The sequence below is a fragment of the Candidatus Frackibacter sp. WG13 genome (genome assembly GCF_900114655.1).
In the GTDB taxonomy this organism is placed as follows: domain Bacteria; phylum Bacillota; class Halanaerobiia; order Halobacteroidales; family Acetohalobiaceae; genus Frackibacter.
Map to the genome: position 1 here is coordinate 70,470 of NZ_FOTT01000005.1, position 18,745 is coordinate 89,214.

Genomic DNA, 18,745 nt, shown 5'->3' on the forward strand with positions numbered 1-18,745 from the left:
TTATTTTTATTTATTGAAATCTTTTTTTACTTCTTATGAATAATAATAATGCCATTAACCCAATTAAATAAATAAAATAGTCATTATATCGATTATAGATAGTCTCCTTCTTTTTATTCGGTATTTTTAAATTCCAAATGGAGCTTGTAGCTTTAAATGGTTCTAACTGCATCTTTATTTTACCGTGAGCATTAATTATACCACTTATTCCTGTATTACTTACTTTAATAATCGGTATTCGATTTTCTACTGCTCTAAAAATAGCAGTTTGCCATATCTCTAATGACGCATTACTTTTTTTAAACCAAGCTTCATTAGAGGGGTTAACTAAAAAGTGATTATCTCTTGCAATTTTGCTTACTAACTCCGGATTTAATATCTCTGAACAAATAGGACTCCCCCATTTAAAACCATTTAAGCTAAAACTATTTATTTTTTCACCTGCACTCTTATCACTCATTAATTCTTTAATATTTGTAGGCATTATATTTCTAAGTGGTATATACTCTCCGAATGGGACTAAACTCATCTTATTATAACTATCAGTAATTTGTGCATTAGTATTAACTAAAAAAACTTGATTATATACCTTTCCGTCTATTTTGTTTAAAGCACCAGTAAATAAAGGGGTATTAATTCTGTTAATTTTTCTGAATAGATAATTTTGCCAAAACCCATTTTCTTCGTTTAATATAAAAGGAATAGCGGTTTCTGGCCAAAAAATTATATCTACATCTTTATTTTTAATTTGACCGGTTAATCTAAAATATCTATCAATTATATTAACTCGTGAATCTCTGCTCCATTTAATCTCTTGTGCAATATTAGGTTGTATCAACCCGACTTTTAATGATTTAACCTTTTCATTGCTAGGCATCTTTAAATTGATTAATCCATAGCCTACTACAAATAGCAAAATTAAACTAAAGTATATTATCTCACTCTTATTCAATATATTTATTCGGTCTAAAGAAATTTTATTTAAAAAAGCATCTCGCAAATATAAGATAAGTTTATATATAAAGACATTAATTAATATAATAAAAAAAGTTACTCCATAGACTCCAAATAAATCAGCTATCTGAATAAACAAAGGAAAATAAGCTTGACTATAACCAATAGCTCCAAATAGAAGATTAAAAGTTGACACACTTCTTAAGTATTCTAATCCAGTCCAAATCACCGGAATCCAAAAGATTACTAAACTTTGCTCTCTTTTAATTACATAATTACCTAGCAAAGCAAAAGCTCCTATAAATATAGCTAATACTCCACACAAGAGCAATGTAAAACCTAGTGCTAAATTTAAAGGCATATCGAAAATTAGTTGTGGATAGACCACCCAATAAAAAATAATAACAAAAAAGAATAAACCACTAAGCCATCCACTACCAAATGCTAACTTAGGACTCTGATTTTGAATAACTAACAAAAGTGGTACTAAGCTGAACCAACTGAGGAAATATAAATTAGGGAAATAAAATGGTAAACCAGTTAAAATTCCACTAACTATTATCATAATTATTTTAAATATTACATTCTTTATCATTCTTCCATCTAACTTTTTAAAATTAAAATTATTGCTACCAGTATTGCTACTCCTATTCCTAACCAAAGCATTTTATGCCTCCTTTTATATTTTATATATGGAATTCTCTTAACTAATAAATAGTATAAGACAATTATATCATAAATCTGGAAACAAATCTATCCTATGAATAAATCGATAGTAGGACCACTCTTTAGTTAATAAAATTAAAAAGGTTGCCTAAGTTTTTACTTAAGCAACCTCTAAGTTTATATATTATTCTATATCTTAGTTTGAATCAACTTAACTATTTATATTAACATTCTTTCCTAATGTATTAACAGTTAGATAAAGAATAACTAATCCAATAGGCAAAGTAATAATCGCTGGGACTCCTAATCCAGCCGGAATAAATCCAACAATTATTGCTACTAATCCAGCAGTAATAGCGTACGGAATTTGTGTTCTAACATGGTCAATATGATCTGCTGCTGAAGAAGTTGATGACATAATTGTTGTATCTGAAATCGGTGAACAATGATCTCCAAACACACAACCAGTTAATACCGCTCCAATAGTTGGAGTCAATGGTGCTCCTAACTTCACTGCCATTGGGATGGCCAACGGCATAATAATAGCATTAGTCCCCCAAGAAGTCCCAGTCGCAAAGGCAACAATACATGGTAAAACAAACATCATTGTTGGAATTAAGAACGGAGGTACAACACCTTTGGTAAGGTTAACAATATAATTAGCAGTTCCTAATTCTTCAATAACCCCTCCTAAAGACCAAGCCAAAGTTAAAATAGCCGAAGCAATCGCTAAAGATTTAGCACCATCTAGCCAAGCATCTGTTATTTCCTCAACTGATAAAACTCCTTTTACCAATGCTAATAATGCAGCAATCATTGTTCCACCAAATGATGACCACAATAAGACAATACTAGAATCAGCATCTCCAAAAGCTTCTCTTATTGTTGCCCCTTCTAAACCTCCACCGTTATACCATAGACCAATTATTGTAATAGCTATTACTGAAATAATTGGAATAAAAGCATCATACCAATTTAACCGTTTATCATCAGGAGATTTCATTTCAGTCAATTCTTTAGAAGCCATTGGCGTAGCGCCTTCTCTTAGTAACTTTCCTTCTTTTCTAGCTCTAATCTCTGCATCATACATTGGCCCGTAGTCTTTACCAAGTAAAGCTATTATTAGGACTAATAATAGAGCAAAGACACTATAGAAACGGTACGGTATTGTCTGCAAAAAAGTAGTATAGATATTCTGTTCAATACCTAATTTACTAAAGGCATCTTGAATTAATCCCATCTCATACCCAACCCAAGTAGAGATCAGTGCCATACTTGTCACTGGCGCAGCAGTACAATCAACAATATAAGCCAATTTTTCACGTGAAATCTTCAGTTTATCAGTAATTGATCGCATAGTCGTACCGACAATTAAAGTATTTGCATAATCATCAAAGAAAATTAATAACCCCATGAACCAAGTAGCAACTTGAGCTTTACGAGCAGTCTTAGCTTTTTTAGCTAAATAATCAGCTACTGCTTGTGTAGCCCCTGATCTACTAATAATTCCTACCATCCCAGCTAAAGTTAACAAGAATAATAAGGTTGCTATGTTCCACGAATCTGTCAATGAGTTAACCATATAAGTATCAAGAGTTCTCATAAACCCGATTAGAGGGTTAAATCCGTTTATAATAGTAGCTCCTATAAATACACCTACAAATAGTGAAATTAATACTTCTCTGCTCCACCAAGCCAATATAATTGCTAATAATGGTGGTAGTAATGCTAAAATTCCATATTCCATTTAATTATTCCTCCTAATAAAGTATTGAAATAAAAAATCCTCATCTTAATTAACGAGATAGCACTCTATTAAAGGTGTCTTTCCTTTAATAGCAGTTTAATACCTATTGAGTATTAAACCAACTCTAAAATTTAAGGAATTTTTAGAGTTTCGGCAATTAATCCTTTTCACTTTGGATCATAGCTTAACCTTAATCACTTCTCAAAGTTACTTGTAATTAATCGCACCTCTACCTCATCTAATGATGAGGTTAAATAATTATTATTTAATTTCCAGAGATAGTATAACACACATATGTCAGTTATGCAAATATATTTGAAAAACTATAAGTTATTATGAATTATAAAGTTATAATTCATAAAATATACTTGAAATTTAATTATAAAGCTTTTAAGTTATTTCTCAGCTACTAATACTAAAGATCCCGATTCTAATGGATTATAAGCACTAAAATCAAAACCACCATATAGACTATAATTGTTAAATCCGACCTCTTCCAAAATATTTATTATCTCTTGTGAGGTTAAGGGGTAAAGAGGAATAGAATTTTTAAATGTCTTTCCATCTACCTTCAAAGTAGTATTAAAGTCAATCCTATCTTTATATTTCCCTTCATCTATTAATTTATATTTACGAATGAATGTTAAACTTACTTCTTTTCGCTTAATAAGAGGTAATTCTTTAACCTCTTTCTTCAAAATGCGGTCATAATTAACAATCTGAACAATTAATTTTCCTTGAGGTTCTAAAAGTTTATACATCTGCCTAATTATATCAGCTATTTCATTAAAATTAGATAAATGAACTAAAGTATTACCAATACAGATAATGCCATTAAACTTTTCAGTTAATGTATCACTTAAATCTTTCATATCTAAATTCAAAATTTCCAAATCAACATCTGCTTTTTCAGCTTTCTGTCGACATTGTTCTAAGAGATCTTCATTTAAATCAATGCCGGTTAATTGATATCCTTTCTTTGCTAAGTTAACAGCATAAGTCCCAGTGGATGTACCTATATCTAAAACTGAAATTTCTTTTGAATCTCCTAATACTTCTTCAAAAAATTCTAATTTAGTCTTATTAAAAGGAAAAATATAGTCGTAATATTTACTTATTTCATTATAAAATCCCATAATAATCACCTTCTTATTATATATTATAACCAGAAAAGTCAATATGATTTCAAAGTAAATCGTCATTAAGAAATATATTGACTCTTTTAAGATATTAAATTAAAAAGCTTAAAAAAGTTTGAGCCAATCCTAAGAAGATAAAGAAGCCAAAGACATCAGTAAATGTAGTTAAAAAGATAGCTGAAGCCAAAGCTGGATCTATTCCTAAAACTTCTAATACGAGTGGAATCAAAAAGCCACTTAAACCTGCAATAACTAAGTTACCAATCATAGCTAAAAAGATAATCAATCCTAAATACGGATTACCGTACTTAAAGTATAAAACTACTCCAGTAATAATACCTATTACTGCTCCATTAATTAATCCAACCATTATCTCTTTAAAGACAATCTTCCAATCTTCTTTAATATTAAGTTTTCCTAAAGCAATTCCTCTAATTGCAATTGCTAGAGTCTGCGTTCCAGCATTTCCTCCCATTCCTGCTACAATAGGCATTGCCGCAGCTAATGCTACTACCTGCGTAATAACATCCTCAAATAGACTAACTGTAAATGCAGCTAAAAAAGCAGTTACTAAATTAACAAATAACCACGGAAGCCTCTTACGAATAGAGTCAATTAGCGAACTATCTATCTTTTCTTCTTCATTTACCCCTGCTAACCTAAACATATCCTCTGTATTTTCAGCTTTAATAACGTCTATGATATCATCAACAGTTATAATCCCTAATAACCTATCTTGTTGATTAATAACCGGAATTGATATCAAGTCATACTTAGCTACTAAGAAAGCTACCTCTTCCTGATCAACTTCAGGGTGTACGGAGATTACATTATAATCTGTTATCTCTTTTAATTGTTGATCTTCAGAGGCCACTAAAATAGAACGCAAACTAGTACTACCTACTAAGTGATTCTTATCATCTAAAACATAAATTGTTTCAATCACTTCAGTTTTAGGACTGATATCCTTAATTTTTGTTAACGCACGATCAATACTAATTGTCTCCTTTAAAGCAATATATTCAGTAGTCATTAACCCTCCAGCACTTTCAGGGTCATAATTTAATAATTTACGAATACTATCTGCTTCTCCAGCTTTCATCATCTGTAATAACTTCTTTCGTCTGTCGAAAGGTAAATTCCCAATAATATCTGTTACATTATCCGCAGACATATAAGATAAAATATTTATAATATCATTTAACTCTAACATCTTCAAAAATCTAATCTGAAGCTCTTCATCTGCTTGTTCAATAATATCAGATAACTTCTTATTTTCTCCTAAATTATAGACTTTAATTATCTCTTCATCATTTAAATCTGCCAGTAATTCAGCTAAATCTATTGGATGAGCTTTTTCTAAATAGTTATTAAACTTAACTTCATTATCCGCAGCTAACTCTTTCTTTAGTTCAATAAACAGCTCATTTGCCATCTGTCATTCCTCCATATAATACTTTATTCATAGATTACACAAAAAGGATAAAATTCATTCCAATTCTTATTATGACTAATTTAATAACTTAGATTCAAAAATAAAAATTATATACTATCAATTCTAAATATATCTCTTTAAAAGATTAACTGCTTGCTCAATAGTTTGTGGTAACTTATCTAAATCTTTAATATCTAACCTTTTAAACAATTTAGTAATAGTAGGTAATCCTAAATTAGCCTCCTTAACTAACTTTAAATTAGATAAGATATCTATTTCTCCATTAGCTAATACTTTACCATCTTTTATAATGATAAGTTCATCTGCCCATTCAACAGCAAAATCAACATCATGGGTTACTACCAATATTGTCTTCTCTCTTTGATGCAAATCATTAAGAATATTCATAAAATCATTCTTTCCTTTAGGATCTAAATAAGCCATTGGTTCATCAAAAATAATTATTTTAGGCTCAATAGCTAAGATTCCTGCAATAGCTACTCTTTTCTTTTGTCCGTAACTCAAGTTATGAGGTGGTTTATCTTTCAAATCTAATATACCAACAGTTTCTAAAGCCCATTCTACTCGTTTCTTAATTTTATCCTGATCTTTCCAGCCAAAATTTAATAATCCAAAGGCTACATCTTCAAAGACAGTTGTTGAAAAGACTTGATCATCAGGGTCTTGAAAAACTAGTCCTACTTGACTTCGAACCCATTCTTTATTATCCGATGTCACTACTTGTGAATTGACTTTGACCTGTCCTTGTTGAACCATATATAAAGCATTTAAGTGAAATAATAATGTTGATTTCCCTGCACCATTTGGTCCTAAAATAGCTACTTTAGAACTTTCTTCAACTGAAAGATTGATTCCTTTTAATGCTGTGGTACCGTCTTCATACTTATAAGATAAATTGTTTACTTCAATAATATTAGCCACTAGTTTCCTCCTTTTCAACAGTCCAAACTTAGGTAAGTAAGTGTAAAAACAAAACTTGATTATCTATAATTATTTATACATATTGATTCTATAACACGATACAATCTGGCTGTAACACTATATACCTAATTAGATATATAGAAAGAAATCCCTGCTTTTAATGAGAAAAGATTATTCTCATATCTATTTTAACTTTCATTAAACTCTTTTTTGAAAGTATCAGAAATAGTTAATAAACCTTCCTCGTCTTTAAGCATAGAAAGTTCTTCTGGAATTTCATCACTACTTTGCTCTAAATGGTGGTAGTATTCAGTTAAAATTTTAATAATTATCTCTTCGCGACTAACATCTCCTGAAAATGCTAAGTTAGAAATAAAATTATCAACTTCTGTTGGCAACTGCAGAGTAATTGTATTATTCATTTCTATCATCCTTTACTATAATTTAGTCATTATTATTTTAACCGATTAAGTAAAAAATATAACTAAGAAAGGAGTGATAATATGACGAAAAAGAAAAATACCTTAAAAACTGCTACTAAGAATGAAGACTTACAGGAAATATTAGAAGCAAGAAAGCCTTATCCAGTACAAGATTCTATTGAACTAATGGAAGACTTTGACCAATAAATGAATTAGGATAGAGCGAGAGTAATCTTGCTCTATCCTAACTACATAATTAAACATAGAATCAAACTTTAAACTGTTAGTTCACCAAGAGCTTCTTTAAACACAAAGATTCCAATTACAATAAAGATTACTCCAGCACCTAGTTGTAAGTAAACTGTGGGTACATATTTATTAATCCACTCTCCAAAGTATGCTGCAAGAAAAGTAACGGTTACTAGGGCAGCTGATGCACCTAAAAAGATAGGAATTGGTGATTTGTATTGAGTTACTAAAGTAAAAACTGCTAATTGAGTTTTATCACCTAATTCTGCTAAAAATAACATTCCATAAGCCATAGCAAATAATTTCCAATCCATAAACAACGCTCCTTAATTATAGTTTTTAGTAATCTTATTAATAAGATTACTAAATTATTAGTATTTAATACGAAAAATACATATTCTTTTTCTGGAAATATTAATTTTATTCCTGCAAAAAATAAAAAATAGTGTAATCTTTTAAAATTAAACAAGATTACACCATAAATTTAAATAAACAATTTTGTAAGTAGATTATTTTAAATATCTTTCTTTTAATCGATTAGAAACTTGCGTTAGTAATTTGAATCCTTCCTCTACTCCTTTAACATAATCTCCTTGTGTAATATTGCAGGTAGCAGGAGTTAATTGTGACTGGGCAATTATTCTTCTTTTATCTAAGCCTTTTTCAACTAATTTATCCCATAGTTGTTCTAATTGTTGAATCACCTTATCTGCATCTAATTTTTTTAACTGTTCTAACTTAGTCGGAACTATTCCCCAAGCTATCATCTTACCTGACTGCATAAATTCAACTAAACTATCGTATTTAACTACAGTTTCTCCACAGGAATAAGCATCAAATGATAGAATATCAATTTCTGAATTCAGTAAAAAGTCCCAATCTGGTTTACCACAGAGATGAATCGTAATTGGTATACCAGCTTCACTCTTTATCTCAGTTAAGAACTTCTTCATATCTTCTTTAGCCATATCTTCGGTATAACCAGAAATACTAGTAAAGATCATCTCTAATCCTGGTTCATCGATATGAATAGTTAAATCTTGATTCTCCTTCTTTAAATCATCATATTGTGCTAATAATTTCTGTTTAGTAAAATCAAATAATAAGATTCTAACTTCATCATTATAAATAATTGGTTTTCTATTTTCATCACAAATCTGCAAACCGAAACTAATTGGACCAATGATCTGTCCTTTAATTGCTGCGTAATTAGACAAATCTTTTTCTAAAAATTGAGAATAAACGACAGAATAATCTTTTGATAACTTAAAATAATCTAGATCCTCACTTTTAGCTAAAAATTCAGGTAATTGATTATAAAATTCTTCTGTATTTAAAGTAATCTTTGCATCATCTTCATTCACTGTCATTCCTGGAAAGTTCTCTGAAAATTGAACATACATATCCTCATAATAGTTTAACTTTGGTAACTGTGGCCAAAATGGTATATCCAAACTTAGTGCTAACTTCATTGCTTGCTCTATATCTTGATGTGGTAAAATTCCCATCGCTGTTGTCTTTAAATTACCTAACTTTCTCATAGTAATCTCCTCCTTTTCATTCCTTTAATTTACTATTTAAATTAATTATACCAACTTAGAATTGAATTAACTATGATATTTATAACATTATAGGAATTTATTTATATAAAAATTCAAAAAAGCTAGTTGATAACTTAAGTCATCAACTAGCCTTAATTATATTTATATTATTTTAACTTAACCTCAGTCTTAACTTTAATTATTCAATAATCTTAGCTACGATAACACTACCTTCGTAAAGCAAGAGTAAAGGCAAGGCCATCATAGTTTGAGTTATAATATCCGGAGGTGTCAGTATAGCAGCAAAAATAAAGATGATAATTATTACATACTTACGATTACTAGTTAAAAATTCAGAAGTAATTAAATTTAATTTAACTAATAAGGTAATTAATAATGGTAATTCAAAGACTAAACCAAAGGGAATCAAAATACTAATAATAAAAGAAATATATTTACTTAATGAAAACATTGCTTCTAAATTAGAAGAAGTAAAACCTAAGAAGAATTTAATTCCAAAGGGAATTACTGCAAATAAACCAAAAGATGCTCCACCGATAAAGAATATATATGATAAAGGTACTAGAATCAATAAATATTTCTTCTCGTCATGTTTAAGTCCTGGCAAAACAAATTTCCAAAATTGATAAATAATAATTGGTAATGCAATTAAAAAGCCAGTAAAGAACGAAACCTTTATCTGCGTAAAGAATGCTTCAGGAGGTGTTAAATAGACCAATTCTTTCCCTACTGGTTTAGTCAATATCGCTATTATTTCTTCTGCAAATATATAACTTCCTATTGAAAAGACAACTAAAGCACCAATAGAAATTAATAACCTCTTTCTTAATTCTGTTAAATGTTCGACTAATGACATTTCTGTATCTGGCATAAATATTCCTCCGTCCTAAGCGAATATATCATATTTCAAACACCTTAATTCTATCATTAATTTTGCTTAGTTTCAATCAATAACTAATACTATCATTCAGAATCCAATAATATGGTTTAACCACAAAAAGGTCATCTTTCGCGATAGAATAATTTTTTCGAACCATCTAAGGTTCATATCCGGCAAAAATAAGGCTTCCTAATCAATAGCACGTCCTGTGCTGTGATTAGCTCACCACTTCCTGTGGTTCGGCCTTATTTTTGCCTCCTACTCACCAAGATGGTGAGCGAAAAATTTATGATTTGCTCAATATAACCTTTTTGTGTTCTAATCATAATATCTTTTTCAAAAAATTATACCTGTTAATAACAGGTATAATTTAATAATCTTATATACGATTATATTATTCGTTATCATCTAATTTTTTAACATTTTCGGTTACATCTTCCTCTGTTGCTTTCTTAAACTCTTTTATTCCTTTACCAATCGATTGACCAATTTCTGGCAACTTGCTAGGCCCAAAAATAACTAAAGCGATTACTAAAATCAATATTAATTCAGGAATTCCTAAGCCAAACATAATTATTCCTCCCTTATCTTAAATTATACTCAATCAGTTACTATGTTTATTAGTTACTTAAATATAAAATTCTCGATTTAATTTTGAATTCCTGCAAAAACTTTTTAATTATTTATTAGAAGCACGATAAATTTATTCCATAAAATAAAAGCTCCTTCAAATTTGAAAGAGCTTTTATTTGAAAGGCTTGCTAATCAAAATAATAATTTTTATTAATCTAACATATGTGCATCTTCATGACATGGCTCGCAGTCCATTTTACCATGTGTAAATCCACCTTGGTCAAAGTCGCTCTTCATACTATGGCATCCTGTACACTTCTCTGCTACACCAGGTAAACTATATTCTGGAGCAAATTCTCCATCAATAAGCTTAGCATTTAATAGTTCTAGAGTCAGATTTTTTAATCTAACTCTCCAATAGATTTATATTTTCTTTTCTATTCATAACTTCAATTATTAATCACTAGTAATAGGCTGCCTTGCTTTAAATCAATTACCGCTAAATTTTGCTTAATAACATTACTCAACCCTAAAGTTTCTCCTCGTTTAAGAATACCATCATCTAATTCATATTTAAAGCCCGATAAAGATACTCCTGTTATCTGCTTAGTTAATGGTAATAAAGAAATAGTCTTCCCTTGCTGATTACTTATTACAGTCTTATTCTTAATTAATTGTAAAGTTTCATTAGGACTTACTAGTTTGATATTAGTCCTAGATGTATATAAACCTTCTAAAAGATATATATTACCTAAAGAATGATCAACTCTATCTCCTAGAGCTGCAAAGATTATAATTTCATCATATTCTTTAACTATTAATCGTTCTAAAAGCAGTTGTGTATCGGTTTTGTCCTTATTACTAGGAAATTTTTCAAACTTCACTCCATTACTTTCATAATATTTTAGAGTCTTAAAAAAAATAGAATCTAAATCGCCTAAGATTAAATCAGGTTGAATCTGCAAAGAAAGAGCATGTTCTGCTCCTCCATCAGCACAGACAATAGTATCATCGGGTTTAATATAATTCTGATAAAAAGATTTATCTCCTATTAATTCTCCATTGACAAAGACAACAGCTCTCGACATAATTTCACATCCTTATATGCAAAGCGAATTTCATAATTAGATTTCAAGCATAATTAATGCAGAATTTTAGGCATCAGCAATTAATTATGCAAGAGCCTTATACTATTTATGTATTAAATATCTTTAATAAATTCAGGTAGACTTCTAATTAAAATAATCATGACTACAATCGTAATAATAGCTTCTGGTAACATATAACTAAGATTATAGCCAGCAGAATATAACCAGATATTTTGTTCTTTTGGTGCGTATTCTGCAAAGAATAATACTCCTGAAATAGTATGAACCACTAATCGTAAAAAACTACCTACTAATATGCTAAGACTTATTAATATTAAGTTCTTCTTATTCTTTTCAACTTTAAGCCAATTATGTACTATTCCTGCTATACCTAATAAACCAAAAGCAAGTGGATAGTCTAAAATAGCCTGTAATGGGTAGTAAATTTTAGCTCCTAATATAAGTTGTAAAACCCCATAAAGACTACCTAAAATTAAACCTTCTTTCAACCCCCACCGTAAAGCAATAAAGAAGATAGGCAACATCTCTAAAGAGACAGATCCGCCTTGGGGAAGTTCGTATACTTTAACGAAGTTTAATATAGTAGCCAATGCCAAAGTAGCTCCTAGTTCAGTTAATCTTTTAATCTTTAAATTATCCATTATTAAATCCCTCCTAATAAAATAAAGACTACCCAGAGAGTAGTCTTTGAAATAATAGATTCAATTTGACCACTTCCCTACGCTAGTACTAACTAGTTCAGGTTTAAGGGTTAGCTAAAAAAGCTTCTCAGCCTAACAAGGCACCCCTAGTGCTTATTCTTTATTTTGCTAATAATTATACCATGTTTCTTCTTAACTAACAAGTAACAACTTTGGATTTTTATAAAAATTCTTTTTTAATTATTCTTTGTAAGTCTTTTATCATATTACACTTAAACATACGTGAATGTCTTTGGAAGAGTTCAACTGAAGTTCGATTTTTCCACGCTGATTTTGGTAAAGTATTAAGCCAAATTATATCTTTAACTTGTCGTTGTAGTAGATCTAATTTAAAGGCGGTATCTTTAATCCTAAGGGTCTTTGTATCACTAACAATAAATACTACTGTTCTATTAGTAAGTACTGATTGATGTTTAGTATTAAGTGTCTTCAAAGCTCGGTTTAAATTAGTTGAGCCTCCCCATTCTTTACTCTCAGCAATTATTTTGGACATCTTATCAGCAAATGAACTATTCTTATTAAAATAATCAGTAATTTGTTCTAAATCTTCTGCAAAGATAAAGCTTTCTATTTCTTTAACGACATTAGAAAGTCCATAAACAAATTGTAAAACAAAGGTAGAATACTTAACCATAGAATCAGAGACATCGCAAATCAATACAAACTTAGGCTTCTGCAACTTGCGATGACGATAACTTAGATCGATTAAAGTGCCTCCGTACTTGATATTATTTCTTAATGTACTTCTTAAATCTATCACTTTATTCTTCTTACTCTTCTTATAACGTCGTGAAAGTTTAGTGGCCAGTTTTCGTGAAAGGCGCTTAATAGTATCTGTTACCTTGTCCATTTCTTCATCAGCTATTTCACGAATGTCTTTAGCTAAAATAAACTCCTCTTCTTCATCTAACTTAGTCACTATTTTACGTAATTTTTTATCTAATTTCTCTTCCCCTGTCTTTTTGACATCTATAGCCGATTCTAAATCGATAAGCCCATCTCTATTCTCATTTAATTTAGCTTTCCAATACTTTAGACTACCACTAATGAAGTTTTTAACCATTGACTTTGTTTTAGGAGCATGTAATAGTACTTCCCCAAACTTATCTAGTACTTGTTCGTTTACTTTCTCTTTTACCTCAGAGTCTAACTGATCATATAACTCTTGTTGTTCATCATCTAAATCTAACTCTATATCTGGTTTTTCTTTATCATTCTGCTCTGGTAGATCTTTTCTATCGATTGGGTCGTGGATTATTTCCTCATCTTCTGACTCATCTATTTCTTCAGGCTCTTCATTTATTCTTTCTATCTCTTCTTGTGGTTGAAAGAATAACTCAAATGTCTTATCATAAATCCTTTTTTCTTCATAATTCTTTACTACTAATGAACGCAGTGCTACTTTAAACTCTTCTTTTTGTGCAATATCTATTAGATATAAAGAATTCATAGCATCGATTGCTTCTACTAAACTTACTCTTACTCCTAGACTTCTCAAAATTTGAATAAATTTGATTATATTATTTTCAATATAATCAGGAACTTCAGTCTGTTCATGCTCTTCTATTGCATTCTTAAATTCTGATTGCATTGGCTCGAATCCTATATTAAACACCTCCTTTTATTGCTCATTATTTTAGCTAGCTTCCTTAAGCCTTTTTATGACTGTCATAACACACTCTTTACTTCCAACGATAGTTAATATATCACCATATTCTAAATGATTGTAGCCATGAGGGATAATAAGTTCATTATTCCTTTCAATAGCCATTAATAAACAATCTCCAGGTAAATTTAGTTCTGAAACTTTATTACCAATATATGAACTGTTTCTAAGTTTAATCTCTTTAGTAATCAGTTTTTCTTCATTTAAGATAGAGAATGTTCTTGGGTTCTTAATTAATTTTTCTAAAAGGCCTACTGCAGCAAGAGAAGGAGTTACTACTTTAACTCCTAAATCTAATAACTTCTGTTTATTACCTATATTAAAGTTTAACGCTAATATATTTTCAATCAAAAAGTTCTTTTTGACTATTTTACATATTTTTTCATTTACTTGGTCTTTCCCTGCAGCAGTTAAAAATGCATCTGCCGATTTAATGCCAGCTGACTTTAAAACTGATAAATTAGTAGCATCACCGTAAATAACTCTATCAGCTAATTTTCTAGCTCGTTCTATTCTATCTTCATCCTTTTCAATGATTGTTACTATTCTTTCATCAGTATTCAATCTTTTAATTAATAATGAAGTTAATTCACCACTACCTACAATTATAATCCTATCTTTCTCTCTTTCTACTTCAGGATATAGATGGTCAAATAAGATCGGCGAAGCAGTACAAGTAAAGATTGCGGTTAGAATAATAGCAGAATTAATACTTTCATTAATAATTTCTAACTCCAAACCAATAGCTGAAGCTGCAATTATCAAACTCAGCCGTGATGATAATAGAAAACCTGCACTCAATGTTTCACGCCAGGAATAATCGCGTCTGAAGAGTAAAACAGGAATAAGTTTTACTATGTACGAAGCTAAAATAAGACAGATAGTAAACACCCAGATATTTGGAGTATTAAATAAAGTTGAAATATTAAATTTAACTCCTACCATAATGAAAAAAATCGGAATAAAGAAACCATAGCCGATAGCATCTAATTTATGGTTTAGATGGCTACCTTCATCATCAGATATTAATGAAATAATAGCTCCAGCTAAAAATGCCCCTAAGATAATCTCTAATCCCAGCTTTTCTGCTAAAGCAATAAATATTAAGATTAATGCAAAAGTAGCTCTAACTTTAATTTGAGAAGTTGCATGTGCTAGTTCATCGAAGATATGGCTATCACTAAAGAGAATTCCTGCTTTATGAAAGAAGATAAAAGCTAAAAATAGTACAAAGATTAATAAAATTTCATGAAGCGGTCCTGAAGAAATTACAATAACAAAGATTGTAATCATTAATATAGTTAAGAAATCAGCTAATAATGCTGACATCAATACCTGTTGCCCATATTTAGTATTGATTATCTCTTTTTCTTTTAAAGTAGGCATTACTATAGCTAGTGATGTAGTTGAAATTATTAAGGTTAATAACCAAGGACTATTTAATAAATTAGCAGCTACAAATAACTTTGCTATTACAAAGGAAATAATTAATGTCAATAAGAATACAAGTGCACTTATTATAAGTGGTCCATCAATTAACTTACTGTTCTTCTTACGCTGCCAAGTAGCACGTTTAATTAAATTAAAGTCAACTTCTAACCCTGATAAAAACATTAAGAATGCAAATCCAAACTCTGATAAAAACTTTAACCAAGAACCAGGTTCAATTAAATTTAAACCACTTTTCCCAATTATAACTCCTGCTAATATCTCTCCAACTACTACTGGAATAGGAATTTTAACCTTTTCAATTGTAATTGGAACTATAAAAGCTAACAAAGTTATGATTACTAAAGAGTTAAACGAAAAATGTTCTGGCAAATTCATCTCTCCTTTAATAATTAGTAGATGATACTCTATTTTATATCTATATCTTTTTATTTAAAGTTATTCCATATAAGTAGTTTATCCCCTCTTTTTTACATTGAAATTATTGATTTGTCTTGTAAAAAGTTTTAGTCATAAGTGACTAAGTTTTAAGTGGATTTGATTAGAAAATTTCAAACCCTCTAGTTTAAGAGGGCTTGAAATCAATAAAAGCATATTATAAAGATAAATTTTAGCTTCTTATTAAATTAATTATACAAAAATTTACCAATTAAAGGTTTTAATTTATCAAACTCAACTAAAAAAGCATCATGACCAAAATCTGAATTAATCACTTGATATTCTACATTGCCGCCAACTTCATTCAACCCTTTCACTACTTCTAAAGTCTCTTCTGGTGGAAAGAGTTGGTCTGAGCTAATAGTTATAATTAAGACTTCTGCCTTAACACGATTTAATGCCGCATTAAATGATTCATAACCTCGACCTAAATCATATAGGTCCATAGCCTTAGTAAGATAAATAAAAGAATTCGCATCAAAACGATCTATAAATTTGTCCCCATGATAATCTAAATAATTATTTATTTCAAATTGATTATCTAAAGTATAAAACTCCTGATTCTCCACTTCTTCTCTCCCAAACCTCTCTTGAAAAGATTGTGGACTTCTAAAGGTAATCATTCCAATCTTACGAGCTAAAGCCATTCCTTTCTTAGGCTGAGAACCAGTATTATAGTAGTGACCATTCTGCCAAGCAGGATCATTCTTAATAGCTTCAATACCAATTTGATTATAAGCAATACTCTGGGCTTTCAATCTGCCCGGAGTACCTATTGGAACGACTTTCTGCACAAACTCAGGATACTCTACTGCCCATTTGAGTGCCTGCATTCCCCCCATAGAACCACCGATGACTGCATATAGTTCATTAATTTCTAATTCTTTCAAAAATGCTTTCTGTAATCTAACCATATCGCCAATAGTGATTACTGGAAAGTCGGTTCCATACTCTCTTCCGGTTTCAGGATTAATTGAAGCTGGGCCAGTAGTTCCATAACAACTCCCTAAAACATTAATACAGATAACATAATATTGATTAGTATCAATAACCTTATTAGGCCCAATTAATGTATCCCACCAGCCACTAGACTCATCATCTACTGTATGCTTCCCTGCTACGTGGGCATCAGCTGTTAAATGATGGGCGATTAAGATAACATTATCTCGCTTTTCATTTAAATTTCCATAAGTTTCATATGCAATGTCGATTGGACCTAAACCAGCTCCAGACTCAGTTTTGAACTTTTGGTCGTTAAAAATAGTTAATTTTTGGGGAGAAACTAACCCTAAATCCTTCTCAATATAATCTAACTTCTCACTAGGAATACTCATTCTTCTCCCTCCTTTCCTAGTTAGTTAGCATTAATCTACGCAAGAGAATGCTTGCTCTAAATCAGCAATAATATCTTCTATATTTTCAATACCTACTGACAATCTTATTAAACCTTCAGTAATTCCTGCCGTTTCTTGTTCCTCAGTAGTCAACTGTTCATGAGTTGTCGAAGCAGGGTGAATAATTAAAGTTCGTGTATCGCCTACATTAGCAAGTAATGAACATAAATCTACACTATTAATCAATTTCTTACCTGCTTCAAAACCGCCTTTAATTTCGAAGCAGAGCATACCGCCGAAGTTCTTCTGTTGTTTCTTAGCTAATTCATGCTGTGGATGACTCTCTAAACCAGGATATCTAACCCATTCTACCTTATCATGTTCTTCTAACCATTCAGCTACTTGCTGAGCATTCTCTGAATGTTTCTCCATACGTAGAGACAATGTTTCTAACCCCTGAATAAATAACCAAGAATTCATAGGACTCAATGCCGGACCTGTATCACGATATCCCTCGGTTCTAGCTTTAAAGATAAAGTCTTCCGAGCCAACAATAATACCACCGATTGAACTCCCATGTCCACCAATATACTTAGTTGCTGAATGAACTACTATATCGGCTCCTAAACTTAATGGCTGACAGAGATAAGGAGTATTAAATGTATTATCAAAGACTACCATAATATCATGTTTATGAGCAATCTCTGCTACTGCTTCAATATCAACAATATTTAAAAGAGGATTTCCCGGTGATTCTAAATAAAATACTTTTGTATCCTCAGTAATAGCTTCTTCCCAAGCCTCTAAATCATCAGGGTCAACAAATTTAGTCTCAATTCCATACTTCGGTAAAGTTACCGCAAAGAGATTATAAGTTCCACCATAAACACATCGTGAAGAAACAATTTCATCTCCAGCCTCTAATAAAGTTAATATTGTTAGATTAATAGCTGACATCCCTGAAGATGTTGCTAAAGCTGCTTCGCCTCCCTCTAAGGCGGCTATTCTCTGCTCAAATACTGAATGTGTTGGGTTACCGATACGAGTATAGATATTTCCGGCTTCCTCTAAAGCAAATAAGCGAGCAGCATGGTCAGCATCATCAAATACATATGATGTTGTTTGGTAAATAGGCACTGCTCTTGATCCTGTCGCCTCATCTGGTTCATATCCTGCGTGTAAAGATAGTGTATCAAATCCTAAACTTCTCTTCTTCTCTTCTGTCATAATTAATTACCTCCAGTTATAATTATATTTAATTAAAAATCAAAAAAACCTCTTCTTTGATAAGAAGAGGTTTAATTTGCTTTATATAATAATATTCTACCTCTCTTATCTCCCAATGTCACAAATGACATTGCAGGATTTAGCACCTTTTCCCTGAAAATCAGGGTGGTTGCCGGGTTTCAATGGGCCAGTCCCTCCACCTCTCGTAATAAGAGTAATTTAATTACTATTTAATTTTAGCTTAATTAATAA

17 protein-coding genes and 3 riboswitches are annotated in these 18,745 nt (G+C 30.6%); of the genes, 1 reads left to right on the forward strand and 16 read right to left on the reverse strand.

Annotation, left to right across the window (positions count from 1 at the left end; all coding sequences use genetic code 11):
- Positions 1-10 precede the first annotated feature (10 nt).
- The 6 genes from lnt to BM077_RS04380 all read right to left on the reverse strand — a co-directional run bounded on the left by lnt (position 11) and on the right by BM077_RS04380 (position 7,305).
- The gene (gene lnt, locus BM077_RS04355; protein ID WP_089748385.1) at positions 11-1,615 is read right to left on the reverse strand and encodes an apolipoprotein N-acyltransferase; all 1,605 of its coding nucleotides are present in this window, start codon (positions 1,613-1,615) and stop codon (positions 11-13) included.
- Between the two features lie 216 nt (positions 1,616-1,831).
- Positions 1,832-3,367, reverse strand: a complete 1,536-nt coding sequence (locus BM077_RS04360; RefSeq protein WP_089748384.1) for a Na+/H+ antiporter NhaC family protein — start codon at positions 3,365-3,367, stop codon at positions 1,832-1,834.
- A 50-nt stretch (positions 3,368-3,417) separates the two neighbouring features.
- A riboswitch (Lysine riboswitch) is annotated at positions 3,418-3,607 on the reverse strand.
- 155 nt (positions 3,608-3,762) lie between these two features.
- A complete protein-coding gene (locus tag BM077_RS04365) occupies positions 3,763-4,503 on the reverse strand; it encodes a class I SAM-dependent methyltransferase (protein WP_176941619.1) in 741 nt (246 codons plus the stop codon).
- 94 nt (positions 4,504-4,597) lie between these two features.
- Entirely contained in the window at positions 4,598-5,941 is a 1,344-nt protein-coding gene (gene mgtE / locus BM077_RS04370; protein WP_089748382.1) for a magnesium transporter, read from the reverse strand.
- Between the two features lie 123 nt (positions 5,942-6,064).
- Positions 6,065-6,883 carry an ATP-binding cassette domain-containing protein gene (locus BM077_RS04375; protein WP_089748381.1) on the reverse strand — a complete coding sequence of 273 codons (819 nt, stop codon included), beginning with the start codon at positions 6,881-6,883 and terminating at the stop codon, positions 6,065-6,067.
- Positions 6,884-7,071: 188 nt separating this feature from the next.
- Positions 7,072-7,305, reverse strand: a complete 234-nt coding sequence (locus BM077_RS04380; RefSeq protein ID WP_089748380.1) for a hypothetical protein — start codon at positions 7,303-7,305, stop codon at positions 7,072-7,074.
- An 81-nt stretch (positions 7,306-7,386) separates the two neighbouring features.
- Here BM077_RS04380 and BM077_RS13965 point away from each other — a divergent pair, with 81 nt between their 5' ends.
- Positions 7,387-7,512 (forward strand): hypothetical protein, encoded by a 126-nt coding sequence (locus BM077_RS13965; RefSeq protein WP_255361549.1) that lies wholly within the window; start codon positions 7,387-7,389, stop codon positions 7,510-7,512.
- 68 nt (positions 7,513-7,580) lie between these two features.
- Here the strand turns inward: BM077_RS13965 and BM077_RS04385 are convergent, their stop codons facing one another.
- The 10 genes from BM077_RS04385 to BM077_RS04430 all read right to left on the reverse strand — a co-directional run bounded on the left by BM077_RS04385 (position 7,581) and on the right by BM077_RS04430 (position 18,493).
- Complete coding sequence (locus BM077_RS04385; protein WP_089748379.1) at positions 7,581-7,868, reverse strand: TMEM165/GDT1 family protein; 288 nt, start codon at positions 7,866-7,868, stop codon at positions 7,581-7,583.
- A gap of 195 nt (positions 7,869-8,063) precedes the next feature.
- Positions 8,064-9,095, reverse strand: a complete 1,032-nt coding sequence (locus BM077_RS04390; RefSeq protein ID WP_089748378.1) for a uroporphyrinogen decarboxylase/cobalamine-independent methonine synthase family protein — start codon at positions 9,093-9,095, stop codon at positions 8,064-8,066.
- Between the two features lie 199 nt (positions 9,096-9,294).
- Positions 9,295-9,987: a twin-arginine translocase subunit TatC gene (gene tatC / locus BM077_RS04395; protein WP_089748377.1), complete on the reverse strand. Its 693-nt coding sequence runs from the start codon at positions 9,985-9,987 to the stop codon at positions 9,295-9,297.
- A gap of 403 nt (positions 9,988-10,390) precedes the next feature.
- Positions 10,391-10,567 (reverse strand): twin-arginine translocase TatA/TatE family subunit, encoded by a 177-nt coding sequence (gene tatA, locus BM077_RS04400; protein WP_089748376.1) that lies wholly within the window; start codon positions 10,565-10,567, stop codon positions 10,391-10,393.
- 451 nt (positions 10,568-11,018) lie between these two features.
- Positions 11,019-11,657 (reverse strand): thiamine diphosphokinase, encoded by a 639-nt coding sequence (locus BM077_RS04405; protein WP_089748375.1) that lies wholly within the window; start codon positions 11,655-11,657, stop codon positions 11,019-11,021.
- Between the two features lie 113 nt (positions 11,658-11,770).
- Entirely contained in the window at positions 11,771-12,319 is a 549-nt protein-coding gene (thiT, locus tag BM077_RS04410) for an energy-coupled thiamine transporter ThiT (protein ID WP_089748374.1), read from the reverse strand.
- 57 nt (positions 12,320-12,376) lie between these two features.
- Positions 12,377-12,477: riboswitch (TPP riboswitch) on the reverse strand.
- A gap of 62 nt (positions 12,478-12,539) precedes the next feature.
- The gene (locus BM077_RS04415) at positions 12,540-13,970 is read right to left on the reverse strand and encodes a vWA domain-containing protein (protein WP_089748373.1); all 1,431 of its coding nucleotides are present in this window, start codon (positions 13,968-13,970) and stop codon (positions 12,540-12,542) included.
- A 45-nt stretch (positions 13,971-14,015) separates the two neighbouring features.
- Positions 14,016-15,866 (reverse strand): monovalent cation:proton antiporter family protein, encoded by a 1,851-nt coding sequence (locus tag BM077_RS04420; protein WP_176941618.1) that lies wholly within the window; start codon positions 15,864-15,866, stop codon positions 14,016-14,018.
- Positions 15,867-16,120: 254 nt separating this feature from the next.
- The gene (gene metX, locus BM077_RS04425; protein ID WP_089748371.1) at positions 16,121-17,266 is read right to left on the reverse strand and encodes a homoserine O-acetyltransferase MetX; all 1,146 of its coding nucleotides are present in this window, start codon (positions 17,264-17,266) and stop codon (positions 16,121-16,123) included.
- A 30-nt stretch (positions 17,267-17,296) separates the two neighbouring features.
- Positions 17,297-18,493, reverse strand: coding sequence for an O-acetylhomoserine aminocarboxypropyltransferase/cysteine synthase family protein (locus BM077_RS04430; RefSeq protein ID WP_089748370.1), 1,197 nt, complete (start codon positions 18,491-18,493; stop codon positions 17,297-17,299).
- Between the two features lie 102 nt (positions 18,494-18,595).
- Positions 18,596-18,708, reverse strand: a riboswitch (SAM riboswitch).
- Positions 18,709-18,745 lie beyond the last annotated feature (37 nt).

What these genes read in the sequence shown, in the direction of transcription:
- BM077_RS04360 (WP_089748384.1), bottom strand. Translation starts at nt 3,367, where the DNA reads ATGGAATATGGAATTTTAGCATTACTACCACCATTATTAGCAATTATA.
- BM077_RS04365 (WP_176941619.1), bottom strand. Translation starts at nt 4,503, where the DNA reads ATGGGATTTTATAATGAAATAAGTAAATATTACGACTATATTTTTCCT.
- mgtE (WP_089748382.1), bottom strand. Translation starts at nt 5,941, where the DNA reads ATGGCAAATGAGCTGTTTATTGAACTAAAGAAAGAGTTAGCTGCGGAT.
- BM077_RS04380 (WP_089748380.1), bottom strand. Translation starts at nt 7,305, where the DNA reads ATGAATAATACAATTACTCTGCAGTTGCCAACAGAAGTTGATAATTTT.
- BM077_RS13965 (WP_255361549.1), top strand. Translation starts at nt 7,387, where the DNA reads ATGACGAAAAAGAAAAATACCTTAAAAACTGCTACTAAGAATGAAGAC.
- BM077_RS04385 (WP_089748379.1), bottom strand. Translation starts at nt 7,868, where the DNA reads ATGGATTGGAAATTATTTGCTATGGCTTATGGAATGTTATTTTTAGCA.
- BM077_RS04390 (WP_089748378.1), bottom strand. Translation starts at nt 9,095, where the DNA reads ATGAGAAAGTTAGGTAATTTAAAGACAACAGCGATGGGAATTTTACCA.
- tatC (WP_089748377.1), bottom strand. Translation starts at nt 9,987, where the DNA reads ATGCCAGATACAGAAATGTCATTAGTCGAACATTTAACAGAATTAAGA.
- tatA (WP_089748376.1), bottom strand. Translation starts at nt 10,567, where the DNA reads ATGTTTGGCTTAGGAATTCCTGAATTAATATTGATTTTAGTAATCGCT.
- BM077_RS04405 (WP_089748375.1), bottom strand. Translation starts at nt 11,657, where the DNA reads ATGTCGAGAGCTGTTGTCTTTGTCAATGGAGAATTAATAGGAGATAAA.
- thiT (WP_089748374.1), bottom strand. Translation starts at nt 12,319, where the DNA reads ATGGATAATTTAAAGATTAAAAGATTAACTGAACTAGGAGCTACTTTG.
- BM077_RS04415 (WP_089748373.1), bottom strand. Translation starts at nt 13,970, where the DNA reads ATGCAATCAGAATTTAAGAATGCAATAGAAGAGCATGAACAGACTGAA.
- metX (WP_089748371.1), bottom strand. Translation starts at nt 17,266, where the DNA reads ATGAGTATTCCTAGTGAGAAGTTAGATTATATTGAGAAGGATTTAGGG.
- BM077_RS04430 (WP_089748370.1), bottom strand. Translation starts at nt 18,493, where the DNA reads ATGACAGAAGAGAAGAAGAGAAGTTTAGGATTTGATACACTATCTTTA.